The sequence below is a fragment of the Verminephrobacter eiseniae EF01-2 genome (assembly GCF_000015565.1).
GTDB lineage: Bacteria > Pseudomonadota > Gammaproteobacteria > Burkholderiales > Burkholderiaceae_C > Acidovorax > Acidovorax eiseniae.
The window spans coordinates 4,292,842-4,311,016 of the sequence record NC_008786.1; the positions used below are offsets into that span (position 1 = coordinate 4,292,842).

19 protein-coding genes and 1 tRNA gene are annotated in these 18,175 nt (G+C 65.2%); 6 read left to right on the forward strand and 14 right to left on the reverse strand.

What is annotated here, in order from left to right; translation table 11 throughout:
* Positions 1 to 24: 24 nt before the first annotated feature.
* The 14 genes from mnhG to rplU all read right to left on the reverse strand — a co-directional run bounded on the left by mnhG (position 25) and on the right by rplU (position 12,272).
* A complete protein-coding gene (gene mnhG, locus VEIS_RS18880; protein ID WP_011811598.1) occupies positions 25 to 420 on the reverse strand; it encodes a monovalent cation/H(+) antiporter subunit G in 396 nt (131 codons plus the stop codon).
* A complete protein-coding gene (locus tag VEIS_RS18885) occupies positions 417 to 695 on the reverse strand; it encodes a K+/H+ antiporter subunit F (protein ID WP_011811599.1) in 279 nt (92 codons plus the stop codon). The genes mnhG and VEIS_RS18885 overlap by 4 nt, the downstream gene beginning before the upstream one ends.
* On the reverse strand, positions 692 to 1,213 hold the full coding sequence (locus tag VEIS_RS18890) for a Na+/H+ antiporter subunit E (protein ID WP_011811600.1): 522 nt from the start codon (positions 1,211 to 1,213) through the stop codon (positions 692 to 694). Before VEIS_RS18890 ends, VEIS_RS18885 begins: the two co-directional genes overlap by 4 nt.
* Positions 1,210 to 2,928, reverse strand: a complete 1,719-nt coding sequence (locus tag VEIS_RS18895; protein ID WP_011811601.1) for a monovalent cation/H+ antiporter subunit D — start codon at positions 2,926 to 2,928, stop codon at positions 1,210 to 1,212. Before VEIS_RS18895 ends, VEIS_RS18890 begins: the two co-directional genes overlap by 4 nt.
* Positions 2,925 to 3,299, reverse strand: a complete 375-nt coding sequence (locus tag VEIS_RS18900; protein WP_011811602.1) for a Na+/H+ antiporter subunit C — start codon at positions 3,297 to 3,299, stop codon at positions 2,925 to 2,927. The genes VEIS_RS18895 and VEIS_RS18900 overlap by 4 nt, the downstream gene beginning before the upstream one ends.
* Positions 3,299 to 6,226, reverse strand: a complete 2,928-nt coding sequence (locus tag VEIS_RS18905) for a monovalent cation/H+ antiporter subunit A (protein ID WP_011811603.1) — start codon at positions 6,224 to 6,226, stop codon at positions 3,299 to 3,301. Before VEIS_RS18905 ends, VEIS_RS18900 begins: the two co-directional genes overlap by 1 nt.
* A 154-nt stretch (positions 6,227 to 6,380) precedes the next feature.
* Complete coding sequence (locus VEIS_RS18915) at positions 6,381 to 6,773, reverse strand: ComEA family DNA-binding protein (RefSeq protein WP_011811604.1); 393 nt, start codon at positions 6,771 to 6,773, stop codon at positions 6,381 to 6,383.
* 98 nt (positions 6,774 to 6,871) lie between these two features.
* Positions 6,872 to 8,029: a lipopolysaccharide assembly protein LapB gene (gene lapB / locus VEIS_RS18920; RefSeq protein ID WP_011811605.1), complete on the reverse strand. Its 1,158-nt coding sequence runs from the start codon at positions 8,027 to 8,029 to the stop codon at positions 6,872 to 6,874.
* Positions 8,019 to 8,312: a LapA family protein gene (locus tag VEIS_RS18925; protein WP_011811606.1), complete on the reverse strand. Its 294-nt coding sequence runs from the start codon at positions 8,310 to 8,312 to the stop codon at positions 8,019 to 8,021. The genes lapB and VEIS_RS18925 overlap by 11 nt, the downstream gene beginning before the upstream one ends.
* 39 nt (positions 8,313 to 8,351) lie before the next feature.
* Positions 8,352 to 9,182, reverse strand: coding sequence for a proteasome-type protease (locus VEIS_RS18930; RefSeq protein WP_011811607.1), 831 nt, complete (start codon positions 9,180 to 9,182; stop codon positions 8,352 to 8,354).
* Positions 9,183 to 9,231: 49 nt separating this feature from the next.
* Entirely contained in the window at positions 9,232 to 10,374 is a 1,143-nt protein-coding gene (proB, locus tag VEIS_RS18935) for a glutamate 5-kinase (RefSeq protein WP_011811608.1), read from the reverse strand.
* A 132-nt stretch (positions 10,375 to 10,506) separates the two neighbouring features.
* Positions 10,507 to 11,598 (reverse strand): GTPase ObgE, encoded by a 1,092-nt coding sequence (gene obgE / locus VEIS_RS18940; RefSeq protein WP_011811609.1) that lies wholly within the window; start codon positions 11,596 to 11,598, stop codon positions 10,507 to 10,509.
* Positions 11,599 to 11,666: 68 nt separating this feature from the next.
* Positions 11,667 to 11,942 (reverse strand): 50S ribosomal protein L27, encoded by a 276-nt coding sequence (gene rpmA / locus VEIS_RS18945; protein WP_011811610.1) that lies wholly within the window; start codon positions 11,940 to 11,942, stop codon positions 11,667 to 11,669.
* Between the two features lie 18 nt (positions 11,943 to 11,960).
* Entirely contained in the window at positions 11,961 to 12,272 is a 312-nt protein-coding gene (gene rplU / locus VEIS_RS18950) for a 50S ribosomal protein L21 (protein WP_011811611.1), read from the reverse strand.
* A 196-nt stretch (positions 12,273 to 12,468) separates the two neighbouring features.
* Between rplU and VEIS_RS18955 the strand changes: the two genes are divergently transcribed.
* The 6 genes from VEIS_RS18955 to coaE all read left to right on the forward strand — a co-directional run bounded on the left by VEIS_RS18955 (position 12,469) and on the right by coaE (position 18,167).
* Positions 12,469 to 13,398: a polyprenyl synthetase family protein gene (locus VEIS_RS18955; RefSeq protein WP_041951049.1), complete on the forward strand. Its 930-nt coding sequence runs from the start codon at positions 12,469 to 12,471 to the stop codon at positions 13,396 to 13,398.
* A gap of 61 nt (positions 13,399 to 13,459) precedes the next feature.
* Positions 13,460 to 13,536 (forward strand) — tRNA-Pro (locus tag VEIS_RS18960).
* Between the two features lie 125 nt (positions 13,537 to 13,661).
* A complete protein-coding gene (pilB, locus tag VEIS_RS18965; RefSeq protein WP_041950195.1) occupies positions 13,662 to 15,398 on the forward strand; it encodes a type IV-A pilus assembly ATPase PilB in 1,737 nt (578 codons plus the stop codon).
* A gap of 25 nt (positions 15,399 to 15,423) precedes the next feature.
* Positions 15,424 to 16,647 carry a type II secretion system F family protein gene (locus tag VEIS_RS18970; RefSeq protein ID WP_011811614.1) on the forward strand — a complete coding sequence of 408 codons (1,224 nt, stop codon included), beginning with the start codon at positions 15,424 to 15,426 and terminating at the stop codon, positions 16,645 to 16,647.
* On the forward strand, positions 16,647 to 17,531 hold the full coding sequence (locus tag VEIS_RS18975) for a prepilin peptidase (protein ID WP_011811615.1): 885 nt from the start codon (positions 16,647 to 16,649) through the stop codon (positions 17,529 to 17,531). The genes VEIS_RS18970 and VEIS_RS18975 overlap by 1 nt, the downstream gene beginning before the upstream one ends.
* A gap of 3 nt (positions 17,532 to 17,534) precedes the next feature.
* The gene (gene coaE / locus VEIS_RS18980) at positions 17,535 to 18,167 is read left to right on the forward strand and encodes a dephospho-CoA kinase (RefSeq protein ID WP_011811616.1); all 633 of its coding nucleotides are present in this window, start codon (positions 17,535 to 17,537) and stop codon (positions 18,165 to 18,167) included.
* Positions 18,168 to 18,175 lie beyond the last annotated feature (8 nt).

The window sequence follows — 18,175 nt, forward strand, 5'->3', positions numbered from 1 at the left end:
CATCATGCGTCGGCGGCGAGCGCATCAGGAGCCGTCGGCGTCCGGCCCGGCGCCGGGCTGCTCCAGGCCAGGCGGCATGCCCTGCCCTGCCTGCCGGGCCCGGAACAATGCGGCGCGCATCAGCAAGATCGACATGATGGGCACCGTGATGGCCATGAACCAGGCGATCAGCAGCGCATGCAGCGCCAGGCGTTCGGTCACTGAAAAGTACAGCACCGTGCCCAGCACGATCAGCCAGCAGCCCAGCGTGGCGATGATCGAAGGCGCATGCAGGCGCTCGAAAAACGTGCGCAGGCGCAGCAGCCCGATCGAGCCGAGCAAGGCCAGCCCTGCGCCGGCCAGCACCAGCGCGGCCACCAGCACTTCGAGCCACAGGGGCAGCAGGGCTTGGGCCATCGGGTCGGCCAGGCCCGGACTCATTCGATCACCTCGCCGCGCAGCAGGAACTTGGCCATGGCCATCGATCCGACAAAGCTGAACAGGGCCAGCAGCAGCGCGGCCTCGAAATAGTTCGTGCTGCCGTACAGCAGGCCCAGCACCAGCATCATGAGCATGCCGTTCAGGTACATGCAGTCGAGCGCCAGCACGCGGTCTTGCGCCGATGGGCCCTTGAGCAGGCGCACCAAGGCGCAGCCCATGGCCAGCGTCAGCATGAACAACGCCAAGGGCAGGGCACGGTCGAGAATGGGGGTCATTCGAAGATCTCCATCAGGGGGCGTTCGTAGCGCTGCTGGATGTGCGCTGCGATGGCGCCGGCGTCGTCGAGTTCCAGCACATGCAGCAGCAAGCTGCGGTCCGGCGCGAGTTCGGCCCAGGCGGTGCCCGGCGTGATGCAGGCGATGACGGCCAGCACCGCCAGCGCATTCGGGTCACGCAGCGCGAGCCGGATGCGCACGAAGCCCGCCGGGTGGCGCCTGCGGCCCGGCGTCAGCAGCAGCCGCACCACCGCCAGATTCGATTGCACGGCATCCACCGCCACCGTCAGCGCCAGGCGCAGCACCAGCGCCGGTCTGCGGATGCGCACCGGCAGGGGGCGCAGCCCGGCCGTCAGCACCGGAATTGCCAAGGCCAGCACGCTACCCAGCAGGCAGTGGCCCAGGCTCAGGCTGCGGTTGAGCAGCAACCACAGGCCCAGTAGCGCGACCGAAAGCACGGGTGCAGGCACCAGGCGTTGCAGCGCCTGGCGCCACCAGGGGGGGGTGCGGGATTTCATGGCGCTGTGTGCTCGGCATCGTGGCGCGGCGGGTTCGGCACCGGGGTGGCGGACAGCACCGCGCGCAGGTAACTGGCCGGTGCATGCAAGGCATCGGCCGTGGCCTGCGTGAAGCGCAGCACGGCGCCGGCCTGCCACACCAGGGCCGCGCAGGCGAACAGCAGCAGGGCAATGGGCAGCGCCTCCAGCACCAGTAGCCGGGGGGCGGAGCGCCCCTGCGCGGCCCAGAAATGGCGCATGCCCGCCCGCATCAGCGCCAGCAGCGCCAGCAGCCCCGAACTGGGCAACAGGACGATCAGCGCCCAGCCTGCAACCCCTGGCAGCGCCGCCCGGGACGCGCCCAGCCCCTGCGGGTTGAGCAGCGCGTCGATCATCGCGAACTTGGCGATGAAGCCCGGCAGCGGCGGCAGGCCGGCAATGGTCAGCGTGCAGGCCATGAAGGCCAGCCCCAGCAGCGCCGCCGCTGCCGGGATCACCTGGCCGATCAGCGCCTGCTCCTGGTCGTCGAGGTTCAGCCCCTCGGTGGGGTGCAGATCGGCAGACAGGAACGGGGCATCGTCGGACTGCGCGTGCGGGGCCAGGTTGGCGCCAGCGTTGCGCCAGCGGTCGATCAGGTCGCTCAACAGGAACAGCGCGCTCACGGCCAGCGTGGAGCCTGGCAGGTAGTACAGCAGGCCGGCAGTCAGCCGGTGCTGGCCGAAGCCCAGCGCCGCCAGCAATGTGCCCGATGACACGATGGCGCCAAAGCCTGCCAGATGCCCCAGGCGCTGCGCGCCCAGCATGCCGATGGCGCCAAAGGCCAGCGTCAGCATGCCGCCGGCGATCAGCCACTGGCTGCCGAAGTGGGCCGATGCGCCGGCCTCGGCGCCAAACAGCAGCGTCCACAGCCGCAGCAGGCTGTACACGCCCACCTTGGTCATCAGCGCAAACAGGGCGCCCACCGGGGCCGTGGCTGCGCTGTAAGCCGGCACCAGCCAGAAGTTCAGCGGCCATACGGCCGCCTTGAGCAGAAAGGCCACGGCCAGGATGCCGGCCGCAGCGTGCAGCAGGCCACGGTCGGGTGCGGCGATGCCGGCCATGCTGTGCGCCAGATCGGCCATGTTCAGCGTGCCGGTGATGCCGTAGAGCATCGATACCCCGATCAGGAACAGCGCTGAAGCGGCCAGATTGAGCGCTATGAAATGCAGCCCCGCCGACACCCGTGGCCGACCCGAGCCATGCAGCAACAGGCCGTAGGAGGCGGCCAGCGTGATCTCGAAAAACACGAACAGGTTGAACAGGTCGGCGGTGAGGAAAGTCCCGGCCAGCCCCATGAGCTGGAACTGGAACAGCGGGTGGAAATGCACCCCCGCCCGGTGCCAGCGCGCCGCCGCGAACAGCACTGCGGCCAGCGCCACCATGCCGGTCAGCACCAGCATCATCGCCGACAGGCGGTCGCTGACCAGCACGATGCCAAACGGCGCCGGCCAGTTGCCCGGCAGGTATACCCATGGGCCGGGTTGCATGCCGGGCGCATCGGATTGCGCCAGCAGCAGCCAGGCCAGCACCAGTCCCAGCAAGGTCGAGCCGATATTGAGTGCCGCTTTGATGCGCTGGTGTTGCTCGGGCAGCAGCAGCATCACGGCGGCCGTGAGCAAGGGCAGCGCGATCGGTGCCAGGATCAGGTGCGGCATCAGCAGCGCAGTGATGGCGGCGGTCAGACCAGGGTCGGTCATGGCAGTTCCTGCTCTTTGTGCGTGTCCCTGACCGGGTTGCCGTCGACATGGTCGCTGCCCGCCATGCCGCGCGAGGCCAGCAGCACCACCAGGAACAGCGCCGTCATCGCAAAGCCGATCACGATGGCGGTGAGCGTGAGCGCCTGCGGCATGGGATCGGCGTAGTGCGCCAGATCCTGCGGTCGCCCCGGTTGCAGCACCGGCTCCTTGTCGATCGCCAGGCCCAGCCGCCCCATGCTGAAGATGAACAGGTTGACGGCATATGACAGCAGCGACAAGCCCATGATGACTTGAAAGCTGCGCGGGCGCAGCAGCAGCCAGACGCCCGAACCGGTGAGCACGCCGATGGCCAGGGCCAGCACCAATTCCATCAGTCTTCTCCCCGTGCCATGGCGGTGGCCATGGCGTTGTTATGGCGGTGGCTGCGCACCGACTGGTGGGCAATGCCGGTGAGGATCAGCAGCGTGGCGCCCACCACCAGCGTGAACACGCCGATGTCAAAGAACAGCGCGCTGGCAATGTGGATCTCGCCCACCCAGGGCAGGTGCAGCCGGGCGGTGTGGCTGGTCAGGAACGGATAGCCCCAGGCCAGCGCGCCCATGCCGGTGGCCAGCGCGGTCAGCAGGCCCAGACCGATCCAGCGGCGCGGGAGCACGGGCAGATGGGCCTCGACCCACGAAGTGCCCGAGACGATGTATTGCAGCAGCAGCGCCACCGCGAACACCAGGCCCGCGACAAAGCCGCCGCCGGGCTCATTGTGCCCGCGCATGAACAGGTAGACCGCCACCAGCGTGGCAAAGGGCAGCATCAGCCGCACCAGCACGGCGGGCACCACGAGGTAGCCGGCCACGGCAGTGTCGGCTGTCGGGCGGGGGATGGACAGATCCATGTCCACGGTGCCCACTGGCCGGGTGCGCTGCTGCGGCGGCAGGTTCATCACCTCGCGCGCGGGCCGAAAGCGCCGCAGCAGGGCGTAGACCGTGAGCGCCACGATGGCCAGCACCACGATCTCGCCGAGCGTGTCAAAGCCGCGAAAATCCACCAGCATCACATTGATCACATTGGTGCCGCCGCCTTCGCTGAGCGCGTGTTCCAGGAAGAAGGTGGAGCTGCTGTCCGGAAAGGGCCGGCTCATCATCGCGTATGAGAGCAGCGCCATGCCGCCCCCGGCGAGCAGCGCCAGCGCCAGGTTGCCGCAGCGGCGCAGCCGCCGGCGCCCCCGGGCCAGCGTCGGCACACGCAGGCGCTCGTCGCGCCGGGGCAGCCAGCGCAGGCCCAGCAGGATCAAGATGGTGGTCACCACCTCGACCACGATTTGCGTCAGCGCCAGATCCGGCGCCGAGAACCAGAGAAAGCTCAGGCACACGCACAGGCCCGCCCCGCCCATCAAGGTCAGCGCCGCCAGGCGGTGGTACTTGGCCTGCCAGGCCGCAGCCACGGCGCAGGCAGCGCCCAACAGCCACAGCAGGGCAAAGGCGGGCGACAACGGCAGCAGCACGCGCGCGCCGATGGACAGCCCCCGGACCTGGAGCGGCACCAGGCTCGCCACCAGCGCCGCAACCACCAGCCACACCAGTTGCCATTGCAGGCGCCCGGTGCCCAGCAGGCGGCGCCCCCTGCGGCCCGCTTGGGTGATGAGCGCCAAGGCTCCGGTGAACAGCCGCTGGCCGCTGCTGCGCTGCGCCACGGGTGGCGCGTCGGTCCGGCCCTCTGCGCGGCTGCGCCAGCGCAGCAGCGCATACAGCGCAACGCCGCCTGCCAGCGCCACCAGGCTCATCACGAACGGCGTATTGAAACCATGCCAGACCACCAGGCTATAGCTCGGCAGCACGCCCCCGACGACGGGCCGCGCCGCAGCCGCCAGAGCCGCGCCCACCGACCAGGCCGGCAGCATACCCACCACCAGGCAGGCCAGCACCAGCAATTCGACCGGCACCCGCATCCAGTGCGGCGGCTCATGCGGGTGGCGGGGCAAGGCGCTGGCAGCCGGGCCCCAGAACACGTCCACGGTAAAGCGCAGCGAGTAGGCCACGCTGAACATGCCGGCCAGCGTGGCGGCCATCGGCAGCAGCCATTCGAGCAGGGGCGCGGCGTTCACATAAACGGTTTCTGCAAAGAACATCTCCTTGGACAAAAAACCGTTGAGCAAAGGCACACCCGCCATTGCCGCGCTGGCCACCATGGCCAGCGTGGCCGTGATCGGCATCATGCGCCGCAGCCCTGAAAGGCGTCTGATGTCGCGCGTGCCGCTCTCATGATCGACGATGCCCACCGCCATGAACAGCGAGGCCTTGAACGTCGCATGGTTCATCGTGTGAAACAGCGCAGCGACGGCCGCCAGCGGGCTGTTCAGGCCCAGCAGCAGCGTGATCAAACCCAGGTGCGAGAGTGTCGAGTAGGCCAGCAGCCCCTTGAGGTCGTTCTGGAACAGCGCCGCGTAGCCGCCCAGCAGCAGCGTGACCAGGCCCACGCCACCGACCAGCCAGAACCAAGGCTCGGTGCCTGCCAGCGCCGGCCACAAGCGCGCCAGCAAAAACACGCCGGCCTTGACCAGCGTGGCCGAGTGCAGATAGGCCGACACCGGCGTGGGCGCTGCCATGGCCTGGGGCAGCCAGAAGTGAAACGGAAACTGCGCGCTCTTTGTCAGCGCCCCCAGCAGCACCAGCACCAGGGCGACGAGGTACAGCGGATGGGCCTTGATGCGCGGGCCGGCGGCGAGCACCTGATCGAGCTCGTAGCTGCCCACGATATGGCCCAGCACCAGCATGCCCACCAGCAGGCACAGCCCGCCGGATGCGGTGACGGACAGCGCCATGCGCGCGCCGCGCCGCGCGTCGCTGCGGTGGTGCCAGTAGCCGATCAGCAGGAACGAGAACAGGCTGGTCAGTTCCCAGAAGAACGCGATCTGGATGAGGTTGCCCGACAGCACCACCCCCACCATCGCGCCCATGAAAGCAAGAAAGAAGGCAAAGAAACGCGGCACCGGATCGGCCGCCGACATGTAATAGCGCGCATACAGCACCACCAGACTGCCCACGCCAAACACCAGCATGCAAAACATCCAGGCCAGTCCGTCGAGCCGCAGCACCAGGTTCAGCCCGAGCGCGGGCAGCCAGGCGAGCTCCTGCCTGAGCACCGCACCGTCGGCAATCGCGGGAAAGCACAGCGCCACCTGCACGGTGCAGAGCAGGGCGATCAGGCCGGCGAGCGTGGACTCGGCATTGCGGGCGTTGGTCGGCAGCACAGCGGCGACCAGACTGCCGATCAACGGAAAAAGGATGAGTGTGATCAGGGGCATGCGTGGGTGATTTCAGGTGGCATGGTCGATGACTTTCTGGTCTGACTGTGCGCGTTGCCAGCCAGATTTTTCATCCGGCAGCCGAACATGCCGTGGCGTTTTTCGTCCCGCCCGGTGCGCATCGCCAGCGCTCCGGGCGCGGGACCTCCGGCGCTCAGTTTTTGGCTGTGCTGCCGGTGCCCCCGGGTGTCTTGGCCGTTGGTGCGGCGTCCTTTTTGCCGTCTGCTCCTTTTTTGGCATGGTGGTCGGCTTTGGGGTCGGCTTTGGGGTCGGCCTTGGCGGCATCGAACTTCTTGCCGTCGACGGTCAGGCCCTCGTGCGAGAACTTGGCGGCGGATTTTTTACCGACACCGCCGACGCGGCGGACGAAGTCGTCCCAGTCCTTGAATGGGCCGCTCTTGCGCTCTTCGACGATTTTGCCGGACAGACTCGGGCCGATGCCTTTGATGCCTTCGAGCTCGGCGGCGGAAGCCTTGTTCGCATCCACTGCGGCAAACGACGCGGCGGCGTACAGCATGGCGATGATGAACAGTATCTTTTTCAGCATGGAAAAAAACTCCTTCGGTGGGCATGCAGATGCATGTGCATATGGGTTCCGGCGCATGGCGGCCGCGCAACCGATCTTATCGGTTGCCGCCGCCGGTCTCAAAGCTCTTCGACGCGGCGGGCCGGGTAGCTGTCCCAGGTCTGGCAGCCGGGGCATTGCCAAAAATGCTGGCGCGCCTCGAAGCCGCAGGCGGCGCAGCGGTAGCGCATCAGCGGCTTGACGGCATGATCGAGGGCGCGCTGTATCTGGGGGTGGAATTGTTCATGTTCGAGCCTCTCGGTGGCCAGCCAGCGGGCGGCAGCGACCAGCGAGCGTTCGCGCTCCAGATGCTGCACATAGCGTTGGCGCGCTTGGTCGCCGCTGCCCTCATCGGCCGCTTCCATGGCCACGATGGCTTCGAGCACATCCAGCGATGGCGTCTGCGCGTAATGCGTTTGCAGCAGGGCCTGCACCTCGGGCCTGCGCCCGGTGGCGCTGGCCGCTTCGAGCAGCAGCGGGGCGGCCAGCGGCAGTGCCGCAGGGTTGCGTTCGCCCAGGGCTTTGAGCGTGACCAGCACGGCCGCCGGTTGGCCCAGCAGCGCTTGCAGCCGCGCCAGTTCGATACGCGCGCGGGCCGCCCCCGGGGCTGCCGCCACGGCCTGCTCCAGCAGGGCTTGCGCGCCTGGCATGTCGCCCTGGGCGCTCAGGGCCAGCGCCTGCTCGCACAGGTAATGCGCCTGCCGGGTGCTGAAGTCGCCCTGGTCGGCGGCGTGCATCCTGCGGGCAATGGCGGCGGCCTGCGGCCAGTCGCGCGAGCGCTCGCAGATCGCCAGCAGCGCCAGGCGCGCCTGGGCCTCGAAGGGCGTGCCTTCGAGCCGGTGCAGCGCGTCTTCCGCCCGGTCGAGCAGGCCGGCCTTGAGGAAGTCCAGCGCCAGTGCGTGCTGGGCACGCTCGCGGTCGGCGCGGCTCAGGTCGCCGCGCGAGAGCAGATGCTCATGCACGCGCACGGCGCGGTCGTACTCGCCACGGCGGCGAAACAGGTTGCCCAGCGCAAAGTGCAGTTCGGAGGTGTCCGGGTCGTTCTGAACGGCTTCGATGAAGGCGTCGATGGCCTGGTCTTGCTGCTCGTTGAGCAGGAAGTTCAGGCCCTTGAAGTAGGCTTTCGGAGCCCGGCGGTTTTCTGCGCGCAGTTGGCGCAGATCAAAGCGTGACGCGAGCCAGCCCAGCACGAAGGCCAGGGGCAAGCCCAGCAAAATCCAAGCCAAATCAAATTCCATGGATCATGGGCAGCTCAGGCGCGCTGCCGGCAGCCGCTGCCGGTGCGACAACGGCGCCCTGCGCGCGGCGGGCGGCGCTGCGGTGGCGCCACCAGCGCGGCACCATGCCCAATACGCCCACTGCCAGCCCTGCCGAGAAGGCCGCCAGCACCACCAGCACCAGCGGCGCGCGCCATTGGGTGCCAAAGAAGAAATGCACGGTGGCGTCTTGCTGGTTGTTCAGCGCAAAGGCGAAGAGCGTAAAAAAAATGGCTGCCTTGAGCAGCCACAGGAGGTATTTCATCGGTCGCCCTTCATTGGTCTGTCCAGTGCAGGGGCGATTTTAGATGAGCCGGTCCTGATGGTTGGTGATCTTTCGCAGCGGCTTGTTGCGCCCGGTGCTCACCATGAGCGGAACCTGGGTGCTGCCGCCGTTCCAGGCCGGGTCTTCGATGCTGTCGAATACCTGGCGCAGTTTCTGGCCCCAACTGTCGTGCAACATGCGAAAGTACGGGTTGTTCTCGTCGATGCAGATCAGCTTGTCGGTGGCAAAGCGGTCCACCTCGTACACCACCAGGTCCAGCGGCAGCCCCACCGACAGGTTCGATTTGAGCGTGCTGTCCATCGACACCAGTGCGCATTTGGCGGCTTCGTTCAGCGGGGTTTCGGGTGTCAGCACCCGGTCGAGCACGGGCTTGCCGTACTTGGACTCGCCGACCTGGAAGTAGGGCGTCTCGGACGTGGCTTCGACGAAGTTGCCGGCCGAGTAGATCTGGAACAGGCGCATGCCTTCGCCCTTGATCTGGCCGCCAAACAACATCGACACGTTGAAGTCGACACCGGAGCGCTTGAGCGCTGCGCCGTCGCGCTCGTACACATGGCGCACGGCGGCGCCCAGCACGCGGGCGGCGTCGAACATGCTTTTGGCGTTCCAGATCGTGATCGGCTCGCCGGATTCGGCGCCGTCCCCGATCTGTTCGATCTGGAGAATCTCGCGCACCGATTGGGAGATCGACAGATTGCCTGCGGACAGCAGCACCATGAAGCGGTCGCCGGTTTGCTCATAGACGATCATCTTGCGAAACGAACTGATCTGGTCCAAGCCGGCGTTGGTGCGGGAATCGGACAGGAAAACCAGTCCGGCATTGAGTTTGATGGCCACGCAGTACGTCATGAAAAATGCCGGAGAAGGAAAATCCGGTGAGTGTAGTGCCGGCCCCCGGTCAGGAACCCGCAGCAAGCACCAGGTTGTCGCGGTGCACCATCTCCGGCTCTGCGCTATAGCCGAGCAGTTTCTCGAACTCGGTCGATGGCTTGCGGCACAGCATACGGGCCTCGGCAGCGGCGTAGTTGGCCAGGCCGCGGGCGATTTCTGCCCCCGAGGCATCGCGCACGGCAATCACGTCGCCGCGCGCGAAATCACCCTCTACCGCCGTCATGCCGATAGGCAGCAGGCTCTTGCCCTCGGCGCGCAGCTTGGCCGCAGCCCCGGCGTCGACCACCACGCTGCCGCGCAGTTGCAGATGGTCGGCCATCCACTGCTTGCGCGCCTGCGTTTTCTGGGTCTGCGCCACCAGCAAACTGCCCAGGGCTTCTCCGGCCACCAGACGCACCAGCACATCGGGCTCGCGCCCCCAGGCAATCACGGTCGAAGCGCCCGAGCCGGCAGCGCGCTTGGCCGCAAGTATCTTGGTGATCATGCCGCCCTTGCCAATGCTGGAGCCGGCGCCGCCGGCCATCGCCTCCAGCGCGCTATCGCCGGCCTTGGCCTGGCGCACGAGCCGTGCCGACGGGTCGCGCCGCGGGTCTGCGGTGTAGAGCCCCTTTTGATCCGTCAGGATGATCAGCGCATCGGCCTCCACCAGATTGGCCACCAGGGCGCCCAGGGTGTCGTTGTCGCCAAACTTGATCTCGTCATTGACGACCGTGTCGTTCTCATTGATCACCGGCACCACGCCCAGGCGCAACAAGGTCAGCAGGGTCGAGCGGGCATTCAGGTAGCGCTCGCGGTCGGCCAGGTCGGCATGGGTCAGCAGCACCTGGGCGCTGCCCATGCCCTGCTCGCGCAGCTTGGTCTCATACATCTGCGCCAGGCCCATCTGACCGACCGCCGCAGCGGCTTGCAGCGCATGGATTTCGCGCGGCCTGCCGACCCAACCCAGGCGCTTCATGCCCTCGGCGATGGCACCGCTGGAGACCATCACCACCTCGCGCGCAGCACCGGCATCACCGCGCACCAGCGCCGCCAGTTGGCGGCTCCATTCGCCAATGGCGGCCTCATCGAGGCCACGGCCTTCGTTGGTCACGAGGCTGGAGCCGACCTTGACCACGATGCGGCGGGCAGAGCGCAATATGCCGGCAACCATGTGTTGAATCCTCGGGGGAGCCTCTGGCGCATGTCCTGCCTGCACCGTCAGCCATGGTGAACATGAATGGGACCATCCGATGGTGTGCGATGGTGTGCGATGGTGTGCGATGGTGCGGGCCGGGCACGCCGGTCAGGCTGGCCCGGCGCTGGCAAAGCGTGGGTCCAGCGGCGGCGGCTCGTTGTCCATGCGCTGCCCGGACTGCACATGACCGAAGATGGCATGGACCAAAGGCCCGCAGCCCTCATGCGTCAGCGCAGAGATCTCGAACACCGGCCCCTGGTGCTTCAAGCGCTTGACGAAATCCTGCACGCGCGCCTGCCGCTCGCCGGCGGGCACCATGTCGAGCTTGTTCAGCACCAGCCAGCGCGGCTTGTCGTACAACTGCCGGTCGTACTTCTTGAGTTCGTTGATGATGGCCTTGGCCTGCGCTACCGGGTCGACACCCGCGTCCTGCGCGTCGACACCCGTGTCGAGCGCGGCCAGATCGACGATATGCAGCAGCAGCCGGGTGCGCTGCAAATGGCGCAGAAACTGCAACCCCAGCCCGGCCCCTTCGGAGGCCCCTTCGATCAGGCCCGGGATATCGGCCACCACGAAGCTCTGCTCGGGGGCGACGCGCACCACGCCCAGATGGGGGTGCAGCGTGGTGAATGGATAGTCGGCGATCTTCGGTCGGGCGTTGGACACTGCGGCAATGAAGGTCGATTTGCCCGCATTGGGCCGGCCCAGCAAGCCCACATCGGCCAGCACTTTCAATTCCAGCTTCAGGCTCTTTTTCTCGCCCGGCCAGCCAGGCGTCTTGTGCCGTGGCGCGCGGTTGATGGCACTCTTGAAGCGCATATTGCCAAAACCGCCATCACCGCCCCGGGCGATGGTGATCACCTCGCCCGGGAGCAGCAACTCGTACAACGGCTGGCCCGTCGCGGCGTCGGTAATGATGGTGCCCACGGGCATCTTCAGGGTGATGTCGGCGCCCGCAGCCCCGAACATGTCCGAGCCCATGCCATGCCCGCCACGCTTGGCCTCATGCCGGCGCGCGTAGCGGAAATCGACCAAGGTGTTCAGGTTCGGATCGGCCACGGCAAACACATGCCCGCCGCGCCCGCCATCGCCCCCGTTGGGGCCGCCGAACTCCTTGTACTTTTCGTGCCGAAAAGACACGCAGCCGTTGCCGCCATCGCCGGCGGCAACGTCAATAAAGGCTTCATCGACGAACTTCATCGGAACTCCCGTTCAAACGACAAAGCCCCGATCAGGCGGGGCTTTGATCGGGGCCGGAGGCAGAAAGCTCAGACCGGCGGCGCCGATGCTGCGGGAGTCACATTGACCGTCGGCTTGGACAATGCCCCCTTGATGCCGAACGACACCTGGCCGTCGACCAGTGCGAACAGGCTGTGGTCCTTGCCCATGCCGACATTGCTGCCGGGGTGAAAGCGCGTGCCACGCTGACGCACGATGATGGAGCCGGCCGTGATCCGCTGACCGCCGAAGACCTTGACCCCCAGCATCTTCGGCTGGGAGTCGCGCCCGTTGCGCGTAGAGCCGCCGCCTTTTTTCTGTGCCATGACATCAACTCCTCGGGTTCAGACAGCAATCGCGCCGATATGCAGCTCGGTGAACTGCTGGCGATGGCCTTGGCGTTTTTGATAGTGCTTGCGTCGGCGCATCTTGAAGATATGCACCTTGTCGCGCTTGCCGTGGGCCACCACCGTGGCTTTCACGCTGGCGCCGGACACCAGGGGCGTACCCACCTTGAGTTCAGCGCCGTTGCCGACAGCCAGAACCTGGTCGATGACGATCTCCTGGCCTACGTCCGCAGCAATCTGTTCTACTTTGATATTCTCGCCGGCAGCAACGCGATACTGCTTGCCACCGGTTTTTATGACCGCGTACATGTTGACCCCTTCGAGTAAATTTCTGCGAAACGGATTTCCGCAGAACCGGCAAGTCTAACGCATCGCGCAACCGCAGCCGTAGCCGCACCCTCTTCCCATGATCCGTGCACCTTCCGTGACCACCCTCTCGACCGCCCCCCCCATCGCCCCCGCTGCCCTCACCGCAGCATCCCCGTTGGCACTGGTGGCCGACGACATGCGCGAGGTCGACAAAGTCATCGGCCAGCGCCTGCTATCGAACGTCCCGCTGGTGGATTGGGTGGCGCGACACATCATCGCCGCCGGAGGCAAGCGCTTGCGCCCTGCGCTGCTGCTGATGGTGTGCGGGGCGCTGGGCTATGGCGGCGCGCACCGCTTGAGCCTGGCGGCCGTGGTCGAACTGATCCACACTGCCACATTGCTGCACGACGATGTCGTCGACGCCTCCACCTTGCGCCGTGGTCGCCCCACAGCCAACGAAATCTTCGGTGCTCCGGCCTGTGTGCTGGTGGGCGACTTCTTGCACACCCGCTCGTTCCAGACCATGGTGGAAACGGGGAACATGCGCGTCATGGAAATCCTCGCCGAAGCCACGAACGTGATCGCCGAGGGCGAGGTGCTGCAACTGATGAACATGCATGACGCAACGCTCGATGAAGCCGGCTATCTGCGTGTGATCCGTTCCAAAACCGCCAAGCTGTTCGAGGCCAGCGCCCGGCTCGGCGCCGTGCTGGCCCGCAGCAGCCCCGACATCGAGCAAGCCTGCGCCACCTACGGGCAGGCCCTGGGCACCGCCTTTCAGATCATCGACGATGTCCTGGACTACGACGGCGACAGCGCAGAGATGGGCAAGAACCTGGGCGACGACCTGCGCGAAGGCAAGGCCACGCTGCCACTGATCGCCGCGATGCAACGAGGCAGCCCCGGGCAGGCGCTGATCGTGCGCCAAGCCATCAAGGAAGGCTCGACGGAGCAACTGGCCGAGATCGTCGGCATCGTGCGCGCGACCGGCGCGCTCGAAGTCACCCGCGCCGCCGCCTGCACCGAAGCCCGCCGGGCAATGTCCGCTGCGCAGCAACTGCCATCGAATGCCTATTCGAAGGGTTTGCTAGAATTGGCGGCGCAGTTGCTGGAGCGACGCCACTGAGCCTGGGGTATGGCATCGATGCCGGCCGGGGGGCATGGCGCGCAGGTGCCACAGCGATTTGCGGGGTGTAGCTTAGCCTGGTAGAGCGCTACGTTCGGGACGTAGAGGCCGGAGGTTCGAATCCTCTCACCCCGACCATCGATCCGTGGCCAGTGGTATTTTCCACCCATTGCCGTGGCGCAGTGGCCAACATCCGGCGTCGTGCGCCCGATGCGTAACCGGGGATGGTAAGATGCCTTTTTCCCCCTCCGCCGAACGGTGTCATGGCCGCTGTCGATACTCCCTCCAAAGAAGCCTCTGCCGTTGCACTTCCCGGACTGGGCAGGGCGTTGATGTCCGCAGGCAAGCTGAGTCAGAAATCGGCCGAGGACATTTACAAGAAGTCCCAGGCCAACCGCACCAGTTTCATTGCCGAATTGACCGGCTCCGGGGCTGTCTCCGCCGCTGACTTGGCGCATACGGTGTCGACCGTCTTTGGCGCGCCCCTTCTCGATCTCGATGCCATCGATCCGTCGCGTTTGCCAAAGGATTTGCTGGATAACAAGATATGCAAGACCTGCCGCGTCGTCGTACTGAGCAAACGCAGTAATCGCCTGATCGTCGCAACGGCAGACCCTACCGACCAGGAAGCGGCTGAAAAAATCAAGTTTGCCACCCAGATGGGCGTGGACTGGGTCATCGCGGAATATGACAAACTCAGCCTTCTGGTCGAAGCGATCACCAAATCCGCCAACGAAGCAATGGATACGCTGGTCAGTGGCGGTGACTTCGAGTTCGACGATATGGCGGTCGAAACTGCCACCGAAGATGCGGCTGTGGCAGCCACGGATGTCGAAGATGCTCCGATCGTCAAGTTTCTGCACAAAATGCTGCTGGACGCCTTCAACATGCGCGCGTCCGACCTGCATTTCGAACCCTACGAGCACCAGTACCGCGTCCGCTTCCGCATCGATGGCGAGTTGCGGGAAATAGCTTCGCCGCCGATTGCGATCAAGGAAAAGCTGGCTTCCCGCATCAAGGTCATTTCGCGCCTGGATATCTCGGAAAAACGCATTCCACAAGATGGCCGCATGAAGCTGAAAGTCGGCCAGAACCGGGTGATCGACTTCCGGGTCAGCACCTTGCCCACCTTGTTTGGCGAGAAAGTCGTCATCCGTATTCTGGATCCGAGCAGCGCCAAACTGGGTATCGATGCGCTGGGCTATGAACCGGTGGAGAAAGAGCGGCTACTCCAGGCCATCGGTCGCCCCTACGGCATGATTTTGGTCACAGGCCCTACCGGTTCGGGCAAGACCGTGTCACTGTATACCTGTCTGAATCTCCTGAACAAACCGGACGTCAATATCGCGACGGCAGAAGACCCTTGCGAAATCAACCTGCCGGGCGTGAATCAGGTAAACGTCAACGAAAAGGCCGGCCTGACATTTGCTGCGGCGCTGCGCTCCTTCCTGCGCCAGGATCCCGACATCATCATGGTCGGGGAAATACGGGATCTGGAAACTGCCGACATCTCGATCAAGGCGGCACAAACCGGGCACCTGGTGCTGTCCACCCTGCACACGAATGACGCGCCGACGACCTTGACACGGATGCGCAACATGGGTATTGCGCCATTCAATATTGCGTCCAGCGTGATTCTGATCACCGCGCAGCGCCTGGCGCGCAGGCTGTGCCCGATCTGCAAAACCCCGACGGACATACCCCAGGAGACCCTGGTCGATGCGGGATACCAAGAGGAGGAGATCGACGGCTCCTGGGTTACTTATGGTCCGGTCGGCTGCAACGCTTGCAACAATGGCTACAAGGGCCGGGTCGGCATTTATCAGGTGATGCCGATCACAGAGGAAATCCAGCGCATCATCCTGCGCGATGGCAGCGCCCTGGAGATTGCCGAGCAAGCCCGCATGGAGGGTGTGCGCTCATTGCGCGACGCGGGCCTGTACAAGGCCAAGTTGGGCCTGACTTCCCTCGAAGAAGTCCTGGCCGTCACCAACGAATAACACATGGCATTTACCGGAGGGCAGCATGGCAACCATCACGGCAGCAAAAAGAGAGATCAAGGAAAAAGTCTTCGAATGGGAAGGCAAGGACCGCAATGGAAAAATCGTCCGCGGCGAGATCCGGGCGGTTGGTGAAAACCAGGTGCAGGCGAGCCTGCGCCGTCAAGGGGTGCTCTCGACGAAAATCAAGGAGCGCCGCATGCGCTCCGGCAAGAAGGTCAAACCCAAGGATATTGCACTTTTTACCCGGCAATTGGCGACCATGATGAAGGCCGGTGTTCCGCTGCTGCAGTCCTTCGACATCGTGGGGCGTGGCTCTACCAACCCCAGTGTCACCAAATTGCTCAATGACATCCGCTCCGATATCGAGACCGGCACTTCCCTGAGCGGTGCCTTCAGACATTATCCAAAATACTTCAACGAGCTCTACTGCAATCTGGTGGAGGCCGGCGAAACCGCCGGTATTTTGGAATCCCTGCTGGATCGGCTTGCCACTTACATGGAAAAAACCGAGGCGATCAAGTCACGGATCAAATCGGCCTTGATGTACCCCAGCGCGGTGCTGTGCGTGGCCTTTGTGGTGGTGTCGCTGATCATGGTTTTCGTGATCCCGGCCTTCAAAGAGGTTTTCACCTCCTTCGGCGCCGATCTTCCGCCGCCCACCTTGCTCGTCATGGCCATCAGTGAGACTTTCGTCCACTGGTGGTGGTTGATTTTCGGGGGTGTCGGTGGTGGCATTTTCTTCTTCATGCAGTCCTGGCGGCGCAATGAGAAATTGCAGAAGTTCATGGATCGCCTGCTGTTGCGCTTGCCGATTTTCGGGGTACTGTTCGAGAAAGCATGCGTTGCGCGCTGGACCCGAACGCTGTCGACGATGTTTGCCGCCGGGGTTCCGCTCGTGGAGGCGCTGGACTCGGTGGGGGGGGCCGCAGGCAACTCGGTCTACGCGTCGGTAACGGACAAGATTCAGCAGGAAGTCTCCACCGGCACCAGTCTCACGGTGGCCATGGGCAACGCCAATATCTTTCCGACGATGGTGCTGCAAATGTGTGCCATTGGTGAAGAGACCGGTTCCATCGATCACATGCTGGGCAAGGCCGCCGATTTTTACGAGGCAGAAGTCGATACCATGGTGGCGGGCATATCCAGCCTGATGGAGCCGATCATCATCGTTTTTCTTGGCTGCCTGATCGGCGGCATCGTCATCTCGATGTATCTGCCGATCTTCAAATTGGGACAGGTCGTGTAATGCTTGCGGGCCTGTGGCTGGACGCGGCATTGGGCGGCGTGATCGGTCTGCTTTTCGGCAGCTTTTTGAATGTGGTCATTTACCGCCTGCCGAAGATGATGGAGCGGCAGTGGGCGGCTGAGTTCGCCCACCGGGATGCCCCGCATCCGGCAGCGCAGGCGCCTGCCGTGCCCGCCGAGGCTGCGCCCGAGCCTTTCAATCTGCTGATTCCCCGTTCGCGCTGCCCGGCCTGTGGGCATATGCTGCCGTGGTACGAAAATGTCCCGGTGCTGAGCTACCTTGCGCTGCGGGGGCGCTGCTCGGCTTGCCGGGCGCGCATCAGTGCGCGCTACCCGCTGGTGGAGATCGTGACGGGTGGGTTGTTCTTTTTTTGCATCGAGCGCTGGGGCCTGACAGCGGCTGGCATTGCGTGGTGCGGCTTTTCTGCCGCCTCGATGGCCTTGGCATGCATCGACTGGGATACCACCCTGTTGCCGGATGACATCACTTTGCCCTTGCTGTGGGCCGGATTGCTGTCGGCTGCGCTGCAGTGGATCGATCTGCCGCTGTACGACTCGGTGCTGGGGGCGGTTGCAGGGTATTTGTCGCTTTGGCTGGTCTACTGGGGTTTCAAGTTGGCCACCGGCAAGGAGGGCATGGGCTATGGCGACTTCAAGCTGTTCGCCGCTTTGGGGGCCTGGTTTGGCTGGCAAGCGTTGGTGCCCATCATTTTGCTGTCTTCGGTGATCGGCGCTGGCGTCGGTATCGCGATGAAGATTTCCAGCCGCTTGCGTGAGGGGGGTTATCTCCCCTTCGGGCCTTTTCTGGTCGGCGCCGGTCTGACGGCGCTGGTGTTCGGCCCCGGCACCATGCTGGGCCTGGCGCTCGGGCTGCTGGGCCTTTGATCCATGCGCCGCAAGCCATCGCGTCCATTGCGTGTGGGCCTGACCGGCGGCATTGGCAGCGGCAAGAGCACGGTGGGGCAGATGCTGGCGGCCCTGGGGGCCTGCCTGATCGACGCGGACCAAATTTCCCGTGAAGTGACGGGGCCGCAGGGCGCCGCGATGGCGGCCATACGCAGCACTTTCGGCGCCGAGTATGTCGACGCCTGCGGTGCGCTCGACCGTGCACGCATGCGGCAGTTGGCGTTCAGTCAGCCGCAGGCGCGTGCACGCCTGGAGGGCATCATTCATCCCCTGGTCGCTGCCCATGGCGATTCGCGGGCGCAGCAGGCGCTGGCAGCGGGGGCCGGGTTGATCGTGCATGACATTCCTTTGCTGGCCGAGTCCGGACCATCCGGGCCATGGGCGCGCCGCCTCGATGCCGTGGTGGTGGTCGACTGCCTGGCCGAGACCCAGATCGAGCGCGTGATGCGCCGCAGCGGCCTGGCACGCGAGCAGGTGCAGGGCATCATTGCGTCACAGGCCAGCCGCAGCGCGCGCAGGGCGCTGGCCGATGTGGTGCTTGCCAATGAGGCCGATGGCACGCTGCAACAGCTACAGGCCGAGGTCCGGCAGATGGCTCGTTGGTTCGGGCTATGATGCGGCCC